Genomic DNA, 14,936 nt, shown 5'->3' with positions numbered 1-14,936 from the left:
ATGACAAAGCGTGCTCACGGGCGGCGCAGGTCCCACCCCCATGTCGTAGTCGGCCCCACGACCGCGACGGACCTACGGAGGATCACCCTTGAGCACAGCATCCCCACCCCGCACCAGGCGCACCCGGTTCTTCCACCGCGTCGCGGCGATCGCGGCCGCGCTCGCCCTGCCCGTCACCGGCCTCGTCGCGCTGGCCGGACCGGCCCAGGCGGCCGCCTCCGCGACGGCGACGTACACCAAGGTCTCCGACTGGGGATCCGGCTTCGAGGGCAAGTGGGTGGTGAAGAACACCGGCACCACCACCCTCAGCAGCTGGACCGTGGAGTGGGACTACCCGGCGGGCACCTCGGTCACCTCCGCCTGGGACGCCACCGTCACCGGCTCGGGCACCCACTGGACCGCCAAGAACCTCGGCTGGAACGGCACGCTCGCCCCCGGCGCGAGCGCCAGCTTCGGCTTCAACGGCGCCGGCGGCGGCGCCCCGAGCGGCTGCAAGATCAACGGCGCCTCCTGCGATGGCGGCACCCAGCCCGGCGACAATCCCCCCACCGCTCCCGGCGCCCCCACCGCGAGCAACGTCGCCGACACCTCGCTCACCTTGACCTGGACCCCGGCCACCGACGACAAGGGCGTCAAGAACTACGACGTCTACCGGGGCTCCGCCAAGATCGCCACGGTCACCGGGACCAGCTACGCCGACTCCGGCCTGGCCAAGGGCACGACGTACGCGTACAGCGTCACCGCCCGCGACACCGTCGACCAGACGGGCCCCTCCTCCGGCTCCACCACGGTCACCACGACCGGCGGGGTCATCCCCCCGGACCCGGGCGGCAAGGTCAAGCTCGGCTACTTCACCAACTGGGGCGTCTACGGCCGCAACTACCACGTGAAGAACCTGGTCACCTCCGGCACCGCGGGCAAGATCACCCACATCAACTACGCCTTCGGCAACGTCCAGAACGGCCAGTGCACCATCGGTGACGCCTACGCCGACTACGACAAGGCCTACACCGCCGACCAGAGCGTCGACGGCGTCGCCGACACCTGGGACCAACCGTTGCGCGGCAACTTCAACCAGCTGCGCAAGCTGAAGAAGGCCCACCCGAACATCAAGATCCTCTGGTCCTTCGGCGGCTGGACCTGGTCCGGCGGCTTCCCGCAGGCCGCCGCCAACCCGACGGCCTTCGCCCAGTCCTGCTACAACCTGGTCGAGGACCCGCGCTGGGCCGACGTCTTCGACGGCATCGACCTGGACTGGGAGTACCCGAACGCCTGCGGCCTGTCCTGCGACACCAGCGGAGCGGCCGCCTTCAAGAACCTGATGCAGGCGACCCGGGCCAAGTTCGGCGCGAACAACCTGGTCACCGCGGCCATCACCGCCGACGCCTCCAGCGGCGGCAAGATCGACGCGGCCGACTACGGCGGCGCCGCGCAGTACGTCGACTTCTACAACGTCATGACCTACGACTTCTTCGGCGCCTGGGCGGCCCAGGGCCCGACGGCCCCGCACTCCCCGCTCACCTCCTACGCGGGCATCCCCCAGGCCGGCTTCAATTCGGCCGACGCCATCGCCAAGCTCAAGGCCAAGGGCGTCGCCGGCGCCAAGCTCAACCTCGGCATCGGCTTCTACGGCCGCGGCTGGACCGGAGTGACCCAGGCGGCCCCCGGCGGCACCGCCACCGGGCCCGCGCCGGGCACGTACGAGCAGGGCATCGAGGACTACAAGGTGCTCAAGACCAGCTGCCCGGCCACCGGCACCGTCGCCGGCACGGCCTACGCCAAGTGCGGCAGCAACTGGTGGAGCTACGACACCCCCGCCACGATCGCCGGGAAGATGACCTGGGCCAAGCAGCAGGGCCTGCGGGGAGCCTTCTTCTGGGAGTTCAGCGGCGACACCACGAACGGTGAACTCGCGAACGCGATCCACACCGGGCTCCAGTAAGGACCGAAGCCGGGGAGACGGGTCCGCCCCCGTCTCCCCGGCTTCTCGATGTCCTGACTAGGCCACGTTCACCCTTTGCCCCGGAGGCGCTGCCTCCAGCCACGCGAGGAAACCGGTCAGCGCGTCCTCGCTCATCGCCAGCTCCAGGCGGGTCCCCCGGTGGAGACAGCCGAGCACGACGGCGTCGGAGAGCAGGGCCAGCTCCTCCTCACCCTCCGGCGCACGGCGGGCGATGACCTCGATGGAGGACCGCTCCAGCAGCCGGCGCGGGCGCGGGGAGTACGAGAACACGCGGAACCACTCGATCCGGTCACCGCTGTAGCGCGCGACCCCGTACACCCAGCCCTTGCCGGAGATGTCCGGCTCCTCGGACACACCCCAGCGCATGCTGCAGTCGAAGGTGCCGCCGGACCGCTGGATGAGTCTGCGGCGCAGTCCGAAGACAAACAGCCCGATCACCACCAGGATGACGACCAGGCCGCTCACAAGCAGAGCGAGGAGCATCTTCACCGACCTCCTCGCTCATCGAATACACATGAGAAACGGGGGCCCCTCCCAGACGGAGTCTGGGGGAGGACCTGCATCGCCTCAGCCGCGACCCGGTCTGGAAAATTCCAGCACGGACCGCGGCTGAGGTCTGCTGAGTCCCGGAGGTCGCCCCCTGGGACTCAAACGATCAAACTCCGACGGGCGTTCAGCCCGTTACGGCGCGCAGCCGGACATCAGCGCGACGCTCGGCGGCCGCATCGGCCTCCGCCTTCGCGCGCTCCAGTGCCCGCTCCGCACGCTGGACGTCAATCTCGTCCGCGAGCTCGGCGATCTCGGCCAGCAGGGACAGCTTGTTGTCCGCGAACGAGATGAAACCGCCGTGCACCGCGGCGACGACGGTGTTGCCGTCGCTGGTACGGATGGTCACCGGGCCCGATTCCAGCACACCGAGAAGCGGCTGGTGACCGGGCATGACGCCGATGTCGCCGGACGTGGTGCGGGCGACAACAAGGGTGGCCTCGCCGGACCATACATTGCGGTCCGCCGCGACCAGCTCGACGTGCAGCTCAGCAGCCAAGGTGGCTCCTCGGGTCACCACCCGGCGGGTCGGCCGGGTGTTGGGTCAAATTCTAATGGGCGTGGGGAGAGGGACGGGACACACCCGCCCCTCTCCTGCGAGACACCTGCCGGCGAGCCGGCGGGCCTGCGAACCGGATGCGCTCCGTGAGGAGCGCGCCGGATCAGGAGACGCCCAGCTCCTTGGCGTTGGCCTTCAGGTCCTCGATGCCACCGCACAGGAAGAACGCCTGCTCGGGGAAGTGGTCGTAGTCACCGTCGCAGATCGCGTTGAACGCGGTGATCGACTCGTCGAGCGGAACGTCCGAACCGTCCACGCCGGTGAACTGCTTCGCCACGTGGGTGTTCTGCGACAGGAAGCGCTCGACGCGACGGGCACGGTGGACAACGAGCTTGTCCTCCTCGCCCAGCTCGTCGATACCGAGGATCGCGATGATGTCCTGGAGGTCCTTGTACTTCTGCAGGATCCCCTTGACGCGCATCGCCGTGGCGTAGTGGTCCGCCGCGATGTACCGCGGGTCGAGGATGCGGGACGTCGAGTCCAGCGGGTCCACGGCCGGGTAGATGCCCTTCTCGGAGATCGGACGGGAGAGAACCGTCGTCGCGTCGAGGTGGGCGAAGGTGGTCGCCGGCGCCGGGTCGGTCAGGTCGTCCGCGGGGACGTAGATCGCCTGCATCGAGGTGATCGAGTGACCACGGGTCGAGGTGATGCGCTCCTGGAGGAGACCCATCTCGTCGGCCAGGTTCGGCTGGTAACCCACCGCGGAAGGCATGCGGCCGAGCAGGGTCGACACCTCGGAACCCGCCTGGGTGTACCGGAAGATGTTGTCGATGAAGAAGAGCACGTCCTGCTTCTGCACATCGCGGAAGTACTCCGCCATGGTCAGACCGGCGAGCGCGACGCGAAGACGCGTGCCCGGCGGCTCGTCCATCTGGCCGAAGACGAGCGCCGTCTTGTCGATGACGCCGGAGTCGGCCATTTCCTCGATGAGGTCGTTGCCCTCACGGGTACGCTCACCGACGCCCGCGAACACCGACACACCGTCGTGGTTGTTGGCGACGCGGTAGATCATTTCCTGGATCAGAACGGTCTTGCCGACACCGGCACCACCGAACAGACCGATCTTTCCACCCTTGACGTACGGGGTGAGAAGGTCGATGACCTTGACGCCGGTCTCGAACATCTCGGTCTTCGACTCGAGCTCGTCGAAGCGGGGCGCCTTGCGGTGGATCGGCCAGCGCTCGGTGACGTTGGCGTTCTCCTCCGGGTAGTTCAGCACCTCACCGAGGGTGTTGAACACCTTGCCCTTGGTGAAGTCACCGACGGGGACGGTGATGCCCTCGCCCGTGTCGGTCACCGGGGCCTGGCGGACCAGACCGTCGGTCGGCTGCATCGAGATGGTACGGACGACGCCGTCACCCAGGTGCTGCGCGACCTCGAGGGTCAGGGTCTTCAGCGCGCCGTCCTCGGCCGGGTCGGCGACCTGGACCTTGAGGGCGTTGTAGATGTCGGGCATGGCGTCGACGGGGAACTCCACGTCGACGACCGGGCCGATGACCCGGGCGACGCGGCCCGTGGCGGCGGCCGTCTCAACAGTGGTCGTCATTACTTGTCACTCCCCGCGGTCGCGTCAGCCATGGCGCTCGCGCCACCGACGATCTCGCTGATTTCCTGGGTGATTTCGGCCTGGCGGGCCGCGTTGGCAAGCCGGGAGAGGCTCTTGATGAGGTCTCCGGCGTTATCGGTCGCCGCCTTCATCGCGCGGCGGCGGGCGGCGTGCTCGGAAGCGGCCGACTGCAGCAGTGCGTTGTAGATGCGGCTTTCGACGTAGCGCGGCAGAAGGGCGTCGAGGACGTCCTCCGCCGACGGCTCGAAGTCGAACAGCGGAAGGATCTCGCCCTTCGTGCTGGTCTCCTCCGGAGCCTTGTCGAGGCTGAGCGGCAGCATCCGGCCGTCGACCGGGTTCTGCGTCATCATCGACACGAATTCCGTGTAGACGATGTGCAGCTCGTCGACGCCACCCTCGGCCGTCTCCGTCTGGATGGCCTCGATCAGCGGCCCCGCGACGCGCTTGGCGTCGGCGTAGGCCGGGCTGTCGGTGAAGCCGGTCCACGAATCCGCGACCTTGCGCTCGCGGAAGGCGTAGTAGGCCAGACCCTTACGGCCGACGATGTAGGTGTCGACCTCCTTGCCCTCGCCGCGCAGCCGCTCGGTGAGCCGCTCCGCCTGCTTGATGGCGTTGGAGGAGTAGCCGCCGGCCAGACCGCGGTCGCTCGTGATGAGCACGATCGCGGCACGGCTCGGCTGCTCGACCTCGGTCGTCAGGGGGTGCTTGGTGTTCGAACCGGTCGCCACCGCGGTCACCGCACGGGTGAGCTCGGTCGCGTACGGCATCGACGCCGCCACCTTGCGCTGCGCCTTGACGATGCGCGAGGCGGCGATCATCTCCATCGCCTTGGTGATCTTCTTGGTCGCCGTGATGGCACGGATGCGACGCTTGTAGACCCGGAGCTGCGCTCCCATGAGTCAGGTCCCTTCCGTCGTCACTTGGAGACGTTGACGGCCGGTGCGTCCTCGCCCAGGAGCTTGCCGTCCGAGGTCTCGAACTGGCGCTTGAAGCCGGCGATGGCGTCCGCGATGGAGGACAGGGTGTCGTCCGACATCTTGCCGCCGTCCGCGATGGAGGTCAGGAGGTCCTTGCGCTCGCGGCGCAGGTGCTCCAGCAGCTCCGACTCGAAGCGACGGATGTCGCCCACCGGGACGTCGTCCATCTTGCCGGTGGTGCCGGCCCAGACGGAGATGACCTGCTCCTCGACGGGCATCGGCTGGTACTGGCCCTGCTTGAGCAGCTCGACCAGACGCTTGCCGCGCTCCAGCGAAGCCTTCGACGCGGCGTCCAGGTCGGAACCGAAGGCGGCGAACGCCTCCAGCTCGCGGTACTGGGCCAGGTCCAGGCGCAGACGGCCGGAAACCTGCTTCATGGCCTTGTGCTGGGCGGAGCCACCGACGCGGGAGACCGAGATACCGACGTTCAGCGCCGGGCGCTGGCCCGCGTTGAACAGGTCGGACTCGAGGAAGCACTGGCCGTCGGTGATGGAGATGACGTTGGTCGGGATGAACGCCGACACGTCGTTCGCCTTGGTCTCGACGATCGGCAGACCGGTCATCGAACCGGCACCCATGTCGTCGGACAGCTTCGCGCAGCGCTCCAGCAGACGGGAGTGCAGGTAGAAGACGTCACCCGGGTAGGCCTCGCGGCCCGGCGGGCGGCGCAGCAGCAGCGACACGGCGCGGTAGGCGTCGGCCTGCTTCGACAGGTCGTCGAAGATGATCAGGACGTGCTTGCCGGCGTACATCCAGTGCTGGCCGATGGCGGAACCGGTGTACGGCGCCAGGTACTTGAAGCCGGCCGGGTCGGACGCCGGGGCGGCGACGATCGTCGTGTACTCGAGCGCACCGGCGTCTTCCAGGGCGCCGCGAACGGACGCGATGGTCGAGCCCTTCTGGCCGATGGCGACGTAGATGCAGCGAACCTGCTTGTTCACGTCGCCCGAGCGCCAGTTGTCGCGCTGGTTGATGATCGTGTCGACGGCCAGAGCGGTCTTACCCGTCTGACGGTCACCGATGATCAGCTGACGCTGGCCACGGCCGACGGGCACCATGGCGTCGATGGCCTTGTAGCCGGTCTGCATCGGCTCGTGGACCGACTTGCGGACCATGACGCCCGGAGCCTGCAGCTCCAGGGCGCGACGGCCTTCGGTCGCGATCTCGCCGAGACCGTCGATCGGGTTGCCGAGCGGGTCGACGACGCGGCCGAGGTAGCCCTCGCCGACGCCGACCGAGAGCACCTCACCGGTGCGCTGCACCGGCTGGCCCTCCTCGATACCGCTGAACTCGCCGAGGACAACCGCACCGATCTCGCGCTCCTCGAGGTTGAGGGCGAGACCGAGGGTGCCGTCCTCGAACTTCAGCAGCTCGTTCGCCATGGCGGAGGGCAGGCCCTCCACCTTCGCGATGCCGTCGCCGGCAACGCTGACCGTTCCGACCTCCTCGCGCGAGGCCGCGTCCGGCTGGTACGACTGGACAAAGTTCTCCAGTGCGTCCCGGATCTCCTCCGGCCGGATCGTGAGCTCCGCCATCTGGGTTCCCTGCTCTCCTTGTTGGGCCTGAAGCTTCTTAGGGGTCTGGGGGCGACCCCCAGGAATCTTCTGCAAGTTCTGCACGGCCCAACCGGGCCGCTAGGAATGCTTCTGTTCTATTGGTGGCTGGTCAGCCGGCCATGCGGCGCGACGCCTCGGCGAGGCGGTCCGCGATGGTGCCGTCGATGACCTCGTCGCCGACTCGCACCGAGATCCCGCCGAGGACCTCGGGGTCCACGTCGAGGTTCAGGTGCATCTGTCGGCCGTACAGCTTGGCCAGCACCGCGCCAAGACGCGCCTTCTGGACGTCGCTGAGCGGAACCGCGCTGGTCACGGTGGCGACCATGCGGTCACGGCGCTCGGCGGCGAGCTTGGAAAGGGACTCGAGTCCCGCTTCCAGGCTACGTCCACGCGGGTGCGTGACAAGACGGATCACCAGGCGCTCGGTGACGGCGTTCGCCTTGCCGCCGAGCAGGCTGCGCAGCAGCTCGCTCTTGGCGGAGGCGGAGGCCGCACGGTCGGTCAGCGCGGCACGCAGCTCGGTGTTCGAGGAGACGATCCGGCCGAAGCGGAAGATCTCGTCCTCGACGTTGTCGAGCGCGCCCGTCCGCTGGGCCGCCGTGAGGTCGGCGGTGGCCGCCAGCTCCTCCAGCGCGTCCACCAGGTCGCGGGACTGCGACCAGCGGGACCGGACCATGCCGGACACCAGGTCGAGGGTTTCCCCGCCGACCTGGCCGCCGAGCAGCCGACCGGCCAGCTCGGCCTTGGCCTCGCCGGACTGCGCCGGGTCCGTGACGACCCGACGCAGCGAGACCTCACGGTCGAGCAGCGCGGTGACGGCAGCCAGCTCGCCGGCGAGCTTCGCCGCGTCGACGGACGTGTTGTCCGTCAGCGCGTCGAGACGCTCACGCGCGGAGGCCAGCGCCTCGCGGCTCGCTCCGTTCATCGGGCCGCCTCGGCCTTCTCCTCAAGCTCGCTGAGGAAGCGGTCGATGGTGCGGCTCTGCCGGGCGTGGTCCTCGAGGGACTCGCCGACGAGCTTTCCGGCCAGGTCGGTGGCGAGCTTGCCAACGTCCTGACGCAGCGCCTGAGAGGCGGCCTTACGGTCCGCCGCGATCTGGGCGTGGCCGGCAGCGATGATCTCCTCACGCTGCCGCTGGCCCTCTGCGCGCAGTTCTTCCTTGAGCGCAGTGCCCTGCTCCAGCGCTTCCTGGCGCAGGCGCGCGGCCTCGTGCCGGGCTTCGGCGAGCTGGGCCTTGTACTGCTCCAGCACGCTCTGGGCCTCGGTCTGAGCGGCCTCAGCCTTCTCGATACCGCCCTCGATGGCCTCGCGACGCTCGTCCAGAACCTTGTTGATGTTCGGGAGGAGCTTCTTCGCGAGGAAACCGAAGACGATGACGAAGGCGATCAGACCGATGACGAGCTCGGGGATCGGCGGGATGAGGGGGTTTTCCGCCTCTTCGGCCGCGAGCTGAACCAGAGGGTTCACATCAGTGCCTTCCGACTAAAGGGTCTGTTCGCTACCGGGATCAGGAGGTCGGGTAGACGAACGGCATGACCAGACCGATGAGGGCGAGCGCCTCACAGAAGGCGAAGCCGAGGATCTGGTTGGCGCGGATCAGGCCGGCGGCCTCGGGCTGGCGGGCCAGGGCCTGGGTGCCGTTACCGAAGATGATGCCGACGCCGACGCCGGGGCCGATGGCCGCGAGGCCGTAACCGATGGAGCCGAGGTTGCCCTTGATTTCGACGCCAGCAGCGAGGGTCTGGAGAGCGGACATGCCGGTTCTTCCTTCTCTTTCATGGACCGGTGGGGGTTGGCCACCGGACGACTGGTGGTTTGGGGGTGGGGCGGTCAGTGGTGCTCGGCGACGGCGCCCTGGAGGAAGCTGCAGGCCAGCAGCACGAAGACGTAGGCCTGGACAGCCTGGATGAAGAGCTCGAACGCGGTCATCACGATGACCATCACGAAGGACACGCCCGCGTAGGCGATGCCGATGCCGTTCAGCAGGTACCAGCTGGCGATCGTGAAGAGCAGCAGCAGGGTGTGACCCGCGAACATGTTCGCGAAGAGACGGACCGCGTGGGTGAAGGGGCGGACGATCACGTTCGAGAAGAACTCGATCAGCATGACCAGCGGCAGGATCCCGCCGAGCGACTTGTCGTAGCCCGTGAGGTTCTTCAGGCCGCCGACGAAGCCGTGGCGCTTGAAGGTGACCGACATCCACATGACGTAGATGACCAGGGCCAGACCGGCCGGGTACGCGATGACCGAGGTCACCGGGAACTGGGCGAGCGGAATGATCGACCAGAGGTTCAGGATCCAGACGAAGAAGAACGTCGCGACCATGAAGGGGACGTACTTCTCGCCCTCCTTCTTGCCCATCGTTTCGTAGACGATCCCGCGGCGGACGAAGTCGTAGCCGGCTTCGGCGACCATCTGGAGCTTCCCCGGAACCAGCTTCGGCTTGGCGAAGGCGGCCCAGAAGAATCCGACGATGATGACGGACCCGAGCAGGGCCAGGAGCATCGTCTTGTTGAAGTAGACGGCTCCGTCCATGTCGCCGAAGATCGGCTCGAACAGGAACGAGTGCAGGCCAGGAGCCGGGAAACCACAGCCGTCGAAGATGTGGCAATCGGTCTCGAAGGCGAGCACCTGCGTCGGGTCAGCACTCACCGCGGGCTCCTTCAGCGTGGCGCATAGGTACGGCAACCTCGTTGTGTCGGCGCGGCGCACAGCCGCGGTTCGGCACGGGACTGGTCTTACGGATGTGGGGGCGGCTTGCAGGCAGTGAGCCTCGCGATTGAGCAGGCGTCAGCTCAGATGCCTGCGCCCGCGATGCCGCATATGGCACCGGACGATAGCAGCATCTCGAACGCGCACTTATTCCGCCCCTACCGTTCACGACGAGGGCCCCGTGTTTTCAGGCTTCTCACCCTTGCCACGCTTGGTGGTGGACTCGGGCTCGACGTAAAGGATCTTGGCCTTCATGTGCGCGCGCGTCTGCGCGGCGATCCAAGCAAGGGTCGCCGCGACGATGGTGATCGCGAATGCCCTGGGATTGAACAGCGTCGTGTTCTTGAACACGGCGACGAAGACGAAGAGCAGCAGGATCTGGGTCGTGTAGAGCGCCAGACCCATCATCTGGAACAGATGCGGCAGCGATCGTGCCGTCCGCTGCAGGATGACGAATCCGATACCCATGAACAGAATCACGACGACCGTGGCCGCGAGCGCCCCGATCGCTCCCTTACCGCCCGCAACCACGCCACTGATGATGGCGGCGACGACGCCGACGGCAGCGGTGGGTACGGCGGTGTGCAGAAGGGTTCGGGCGTCATCGGACAGCATGGCGCATGGCTCCGCGTGATGGTGGGGGTAACGGGACTCGTACGGGACGAGCGTAAGCCCGGTCCGAGAGAGGACCTCGGGCCAAGGGACCGTCGCACTACGGTCCTTCGGCTCTGTCGCCGGGTTTAGTGAACGGTATCACAAACTATTTGATGAGAGCTTTACCTGTCGGGTGTGCCGACTGTCACACATGAGAGTGACCCTGCCCGTGTGTGCGCGACAGGGGGGCAGCTTGTCTGGTAAAGGCCATCCATGTCCGACATGCGAATCGACCGTCAGCGGGCGGATTCAGCCTTACGCCGGTCGGGAAAGCGCGAACGGGGGCCCACGGCGGTCGCTCCGTTGACGCCGGAGACACCCGCGGCGACGGGCCGTGCGGGCTCCGGCTCCGCGCCTGAGGCATCCTGCGCCGCCGCCTCCGCGGCGGCTTCGGCCGCACGTTCGGCGTGGCGGTAACGCGGCGGAACCAGACCCTCCGCCCAGCGCGGGGCGCGCGGGGTGAAGCGCGGCAGGAGCAGCAGGATCAGTCCGACCGCGCTCAGCGCGACGATCGCCAGCACGATCCACATCGTGGCGGAATGCACGGAATAGGCCACCGTGCCGAAGGCGATCAGTCCCGACCAGAAGTACATGATCATGACCGCACGGCTGTGCGAATGCCCGAGTTCCAGCAGCCGGTGGTGGAGGTGCCCGCGGTCGGCCGCGAAGGGCGACTGGCCCTTCCACGTACGCCGGACGATGGCCAGGACCAGGTCCGCCATCGGGATCGCGATGACCGTCAGCGGCAGGATCAGCGGGATGTAGGCGGGGAGCATCGCGTGCGTCGCGTTGCGCTCACCACCCGCGAAGAGGGCCAGCGCGTCCGGGTCCACCTGCCCGGTCAGGGAGATCGCGGAGGCGGCCAGCACCAGGCCGATGAGCATCGATCCCGAGTCGCCCATGAAGATCCGGGCGGGGTGCATGTTGTGCGGCAGGAAGCCCAGGCACATGCCCATCAAGATCGCGGCGAAGAGGGTCGCGGGCGCGGCCGACTCGATGCCGTAGCCGAACCAGATCCGGTACGCGTAGAGGAAGAGCGCGGCGGCGGCGATGCAGACCATGCCGGCGGCCAGGCCGTCCAGACCGTCGACGAAGTTCACGGCGTTGATGGTGATCACGACGAGGGCGACGGTGAGCAGGTTGCCCTGCCACTGGGTGAGCGGAACCGTCCCGATGCCCGGGACGGGGATCCACAGGATGGTCAGACCCTGCATGACCATCACACCGGCGGAGATCATCTGCGCGCCGAGCTTGATCAGGGCGTCGAGCTCGAACTTGTCGTCGAGGACGCCGACCAGCCAGATCAGCGCCGCGCCGGAGAGCAGCGCGCGCGGCTCGTTCGACAGCTCGAAGACGCCGTTGAGGTTGCGCAGGTGGTCGGCGACCAGCAGGCCCGCGCACAGACCGCCGAACATGGCGATGCCGCCCAGTCGCGGTGTGGGCTCGCGGTGCACGTCGCGGGCGCGGATCTCCGGCATGGCCCCGGCCGCGATCGCGAACTTCCGCACGGGCCCGGTCAGCAGGTAGGTCACCGCGACCGTGACGCAAAGCGTCAGCAGATATTCACGCACGGGCTGCCCCAGATGTATCGCCGGCCATCTCAGCCCCACACATTAGCTGCGATGTCACCTCCATCGAGGACGCGAGGGGGCCGCATCACGGTTCCAGTACACCCTGTTCGTGCCGCTTACTCCCCGTAAGGGGGAAATCCTGCCGTGAGCTCGCCGACCTCCGTACGTGTTTTCACGCCGTCTCCGTCCAGCGCCGCGGCGAACAGCGCCGCGATCCGGACCATCTCCGCCTCCCCCATCCCCTGGGTGGTCACGGCGGCCGTTCCCAGCCGGATGCCGCGCTGGTCCCTGTACGGGAGGGCACAGGTGTCCAGCACGATCCCGGCGGCGGCCATCCGGCCGCGGGCGGTCGGGCCGTCCACGCCCAGCGGCGCCGGATCGGCGGTGATCAGATGGGTGTCGGTGCCGCCCGTCGTGAGGGTGAACCCGTGCTCCTGGAGCTCGCCCGCCAGCACCCGGGCATTGGCGACGACCCGGTGCGCGTACGTGGTGAAGGCCGGCCGGGCCGCCTCGCCGAAGGCCACGGCCTTGGCGGCGATGGTGTGCATCTGGGCCCCGCCCTGGGTGAACGGGAACACCGCCCGGTCGATGCGCTCCGCGTACTCGGCGCCGCACAGCACCATGCCCCCGCGCGGGCCGCGCAGCACCTTGTGCGTGGTCGCGCAGACGACGTCGGCGTACGGGACGGGGCTGGGCGCGGCCCCGCCGGCCACCAGCCCGATCGGATGGGCGGCGTCCACGATGAGGTAGGCGCCGACCTCGTCGGCGATCTCCCGGAAGGCCGAGTACTCGGGGTGGCGGGGGTAGGAGATGGAGCCGCACACGATCGCCTTGGGGCGGTGCGCGTGGGCCAGGCGCTGGACCTGCCGGTAGTCGATGAGCCCCGTCCCGGCGTCGACGCCGTAGCCGACGAAGTCGAACCACCGCCCGGAGAAGTTGGCGGGCGACCCGTGGGTGAGGTGTCCGCCGTACGGGAGACCCATCGCCAGCACGGTGTCCCCCGGCCGCAGCAGGGCGGCGTACGCGGCCAGGACCGCGGAGGAGCCGGAGTGCGGCTGCACGTTGGCGTGCTCGGCCCCGAAGAGCGCCTTGGCCCGCTCCACGGCGGTCCGCTCGGCCAGATCGGCGTACTCGCACCCGCCGTGGTGCCGGGCGCCGGGGTACCCCTCGGCGTACTTGTTGGCGAGTGCGGACCCGAGCGCGGCGAGCACGGCGGTCGAGGTGAAGTTCTCCGCGGCGATCATCTGCAACGTCTCGGACTGCCGCTGCCGCTCCCCGGCCAGTACGTCGGCCATCTGCGGGTCCTGCGCGCGCAGCAGGTCCGTGGGCTGGGTGATGACGCTCATGGCGGCGCTCCAGGGGTACCGGGTACCAGCCACTGTAGGCCCGCGGACCCCACGGTGCCCGGTCAGCGCGCGGCAGCCCCTCCCCGACGCGGCACTCACACCGCTCGGCCCGCGGGGCCTCCCGGGCTTCGTACCGCTGCGCCAGCCTCCGGCCGACGCACGCTCAACGCGCCGCGGTCACACCCGTCAGCGCCGTCACCACGGGATCCAGCGCCTGGTTGATCTCGTCGCCGATGGAGCGGAAGAAGGTGATGGGGGCCCCGTACGGGTCGTACACCTCGTCCGCGTCGGGCGACGGCGCCAGCAGCCAGCCGCGCAGGGCCGCGGCGGCCCGTACGAGCGCCCGCGCCCGCTCCGCCATGCCGTCGTCCAGCGGCGGCAGCGTGGCCGGATCTATCGCCCGCACCAGTCGGGTGAACTCCTTCAGCGTGAAGGTGCGCAGCCCCGCCGAGTGGCCCATCGAGATGACCTGGGCCCGGTGGTCGCGGGTGGCGGTCAGCACCAGGTCGGCGCGTATGACGTGCTCGTCCAGCAGCTCCCGCCCGGTGAACCCGGACGCGTCGGCCCCGAAGTCCGCCAGCACGGCGGCCGCGTTCGCCTCCATCGGGGCGCCCTCGTGGCCCCAGGTGCCGGCGCTCTCCACGATGAGGTCGCCGGTGACGAGGCCGCCGAGGCGGTGCGAGAGGGCATGGCGCGTCAGCCGCTCGGTGATGGGCGAGCGGCACACGTTCCCGGTGCTGACGTGGAGTATGCGGAAAGTGGATCCTCCGGCTACCGCCGGCCGGTACCCCCCTGCTATGCCACGCCCCTCAGGGCTCACGGGGCGACCTCGAGGTCGGGTACGACCTCCCGCAGCTGGTCTGCGGTGAGTGCCCCCTCGCGCAGTAGGACGGGAACCTTCCCGGTGACGTCGACGATCGACGACGGCTGGATGCCGGGCGTCGGGCCGCCGTCCAGGTACACGGACACGGAGTCCCCGAGCATCTCGCGCGCGGCGTCGCAGTCCTCGGGCGCCGGGTGACCGGACAGGTTGGCCGAGGAGACCGCCATCGGGCCGACCTCGGTCAGCAGCTCGATCGCAACGGGGTGCAGGGGCATGCGCACGGCGACGGTGCCCTGGGTGTCCCCGAGGTCCCACGCGAGCGAGGGCTGGTGCTTGGCGACCAGGGTCAGCGCGCCGGGCCAGAAGGCGTCGACGAGCTCCCAGGCCTGCTCGGAGAAGTCCGTGACGAGGCCGTGGAGCGTGTTCGGGGAGCCGATGAGCACCGGGGTGGGCATGCCGCGCCCCCGGCCCTTGGCGGCGAGCAGGTCGTGGACGGCCTCCGGGCTGAAGGCGTCCGCGCCGATCCCGTACAGGGTGTCGGTGGGCAGCACGACGAGCTCTCCGCGGCGCACGGCGGATGCGGCTTCACGCAGACCGGTCTTACGGTCCGTCGCGTCGTTGCAGTCGTATCGCCGGGCCATCAGCGGGCCTCCTCGTGCAGC

At 68.8% G+C, this 14,936-nt stretch carries 15 protein-coding genes; 1 reads left to right on the top strand and 14 read right to left on the bottom strand.

The window, feature by feature from the left end:
- Positions 1-88 precede the first annotated feature (88 nt).
- A complete protein-coding gene (locus OG594_RS29950) occupies positions 89-1,942 on the top strand; it encodes a glycoside hydrolase family 18 chitinase (protein WP_266605001.1) in 1,854 nt (617 codons plus the stop codon).
- A gap of 57 nt (positions 1,943-1,999) precedes the next feature.
- On the opposite strand, the gene OG594_RS29945 is transcribed toward OG594_RS29950, so the two are convergent.
- The 14 genes from OG594_RS29945 to OG594_RS29880 all read right to left on the bottom strand — a co-directional run bounded on the left by OG594_RS29945 (position 2,000) and on the right by OG594_RS29880 (position 14,915).
- Positions 2,000-2,446, bottom strand: coding sequence for a DUF2550 domain-containing protein (locus OG594_RS29945; RefSeq protein ID WP_266604999.1), 447 nt, complete (start codon positions 2,444-2,446; stop codon positions 2,000-2,002).
- 190 nt (positions 2,447-2,636) lie between these two features.
- Entirely contained in the window at positions 2,637-3,008 is a 372-nt protein-coding gene (locus OG594_RS29940) for a F0F1 ATP synthase subunit epsilon (RefSeq protein ID WP_030008701.1), read from the bottom strand.
- A gap of 163 nt (positions 3,009-3,171) precedes the next feature.
- Entirely contained in the window at positions 3,172-4,614 is a 1,443-nt protein-coding gene (atpD, locus tag OG594_RS29935) for a F0F1 ATP synthase subunit beta (RefSeq protein WP_266604997.1), read from the bottom strand.
- Entirely contained in the window at positions 4,614-5,531 is a 918-nt protein-coding gene (locus OG594_RS29930) for a F0F1 ATP synthase subunit gamma (protein ID WP_266604995.1), read from the bottom strand. The genes atpD and OG594_RS29930 overlap by 1 nt, the downstream gene beginning before the upstream one ends.
- 20 nt (positions 5,532-5,551) lie before the next feature.
- A complete protein-coding gene (gene atpA / locus OG594_RS29925) occupies positions 5,552-7,147 on the bottom strand; it encodes a F0F1 ATP synthase subunit alpha (protein ID WP_266604993.1) in 1,596 nt (531 codons plus the stop codon).
- A 130-nt stretch (positions 7,148-7,277) separates the two neighbouring features.
- On the bottom strand, positions 7,278-8,093 hold the full coding sequence (locus tag OG594_RS29920; protein WP_266604991.1) for a F0F1 ATP synthase subunit delta: 816 nt from the start codon (positions 8,091-8,093) through the stop codon (positions 7,278-7,280).
- On the bottom strand, positions 8,090-8,635 hold the full coding sequence (locus OG594_RS29915; protein ID WP_030008696.1) for a F0F1 ATP synthase subunit B: 546 nt from the start codon (positions 8,633-8,635) through the stop codon (positions 8,090-8,092). The genes OG594_RS29920 and OG594_RS29915 overlap by 4 nt, the downstream gene beginning before the upstream one ends.
- A gap of 40 nt (positions 8,636-8,675) precedes the next feature.
- Entirely contained in the window at positions 8,676-8,924 is a 249-nt protein-coding gene (locus OG594_RS29910; protein ID WP_030008695.1) for an ATP synthase subunit C, read from the bottom strand.
- A 74-nt stretch (positions 8,925-8,998) separates the two neighbouring features.
- Positions 8,999-9,835, bottom strand: coding sequence for a F0F1 ATP synthase subunit A (gene atpB, locus OG594_RS29905; RefSeq protein WP_266606629.1), 837 nt, complete (start codon positions 9,833-9,835; stop codon positions 8,999-9,001).
- 210 nt (positions 9,836-10,045) lie between these two features.
- A complete protein-coding gene (locus OG594_RS29900; RefSeq protein ID WP_266604989.1) occupies positions 10,046-10,495 on the bottom strand; it encodes a hypothetical protein in 450 nt (149 codons plus the stop codon).
- Positions 10,496-10,770: 275 nt separating this feature from the next.
- Complete coding sequence (locus OG594_RS29895; RefSeq protein ID WP_266604987.1) at positions 10,771-12,105, bottom strand: MraY family glycosyltransferase; 1,335 nt, start codon at positions 12,103-12,105, stop codon at positions 10,771-10,773.
- Positions 12,106-12,221: 116 nt separating this feature from the next.
- Positions 12,222-13,451 (bottom strand): serine hydroxymethyltransferase, encoded by a 1,230-nt coding sequence (gene glyA, locus OG594_RS29890; protein ID WP_266604985.1) that lies wholly within the window; start codon positions 13,449-13,451, stop codon positions 12,222-12,224.
- Positions 13,452-13,614: 163 nt separating this feature from the next.
- Entirely contained in the window at positions 13,615-14,271 is a 657-nt protein-coding gene (locus OG594_RS29885) for a protein-tyrosine-phosphatase (protein ID WP_266604983.1), read from the bottom strand.
- Positions 14,268-14,915: an L-threonylcarbamoyladenylate synthase gene (locus tag OG594_RS29880; RefSeq protein WP_030720925.1), complete on the bottom strand. Its 648-nt coding sequence runs from the start codon at positions 14,913-14,915 to the stop codon at positions 14,268-14,270. Before OG594_RS29880 ends, OG594_RS29885 begins: the two co-directional genes overlap by 4 nt.
- Between the last annotated feature and the right edge of the window lie 21 nt (positions 14,916-14,936).

Source organism: Streptomyces sp. NBC_01214, assembly GCF_026340975.1.
Lineage (GTDB): Bacteria > Actinomycetota > Actinomycetes > Streptomycetales > Streptomycetaceae > Streptomyces.
This window is presented reverse-complemented; position numbering and strand designations above follow the sequence as displayed.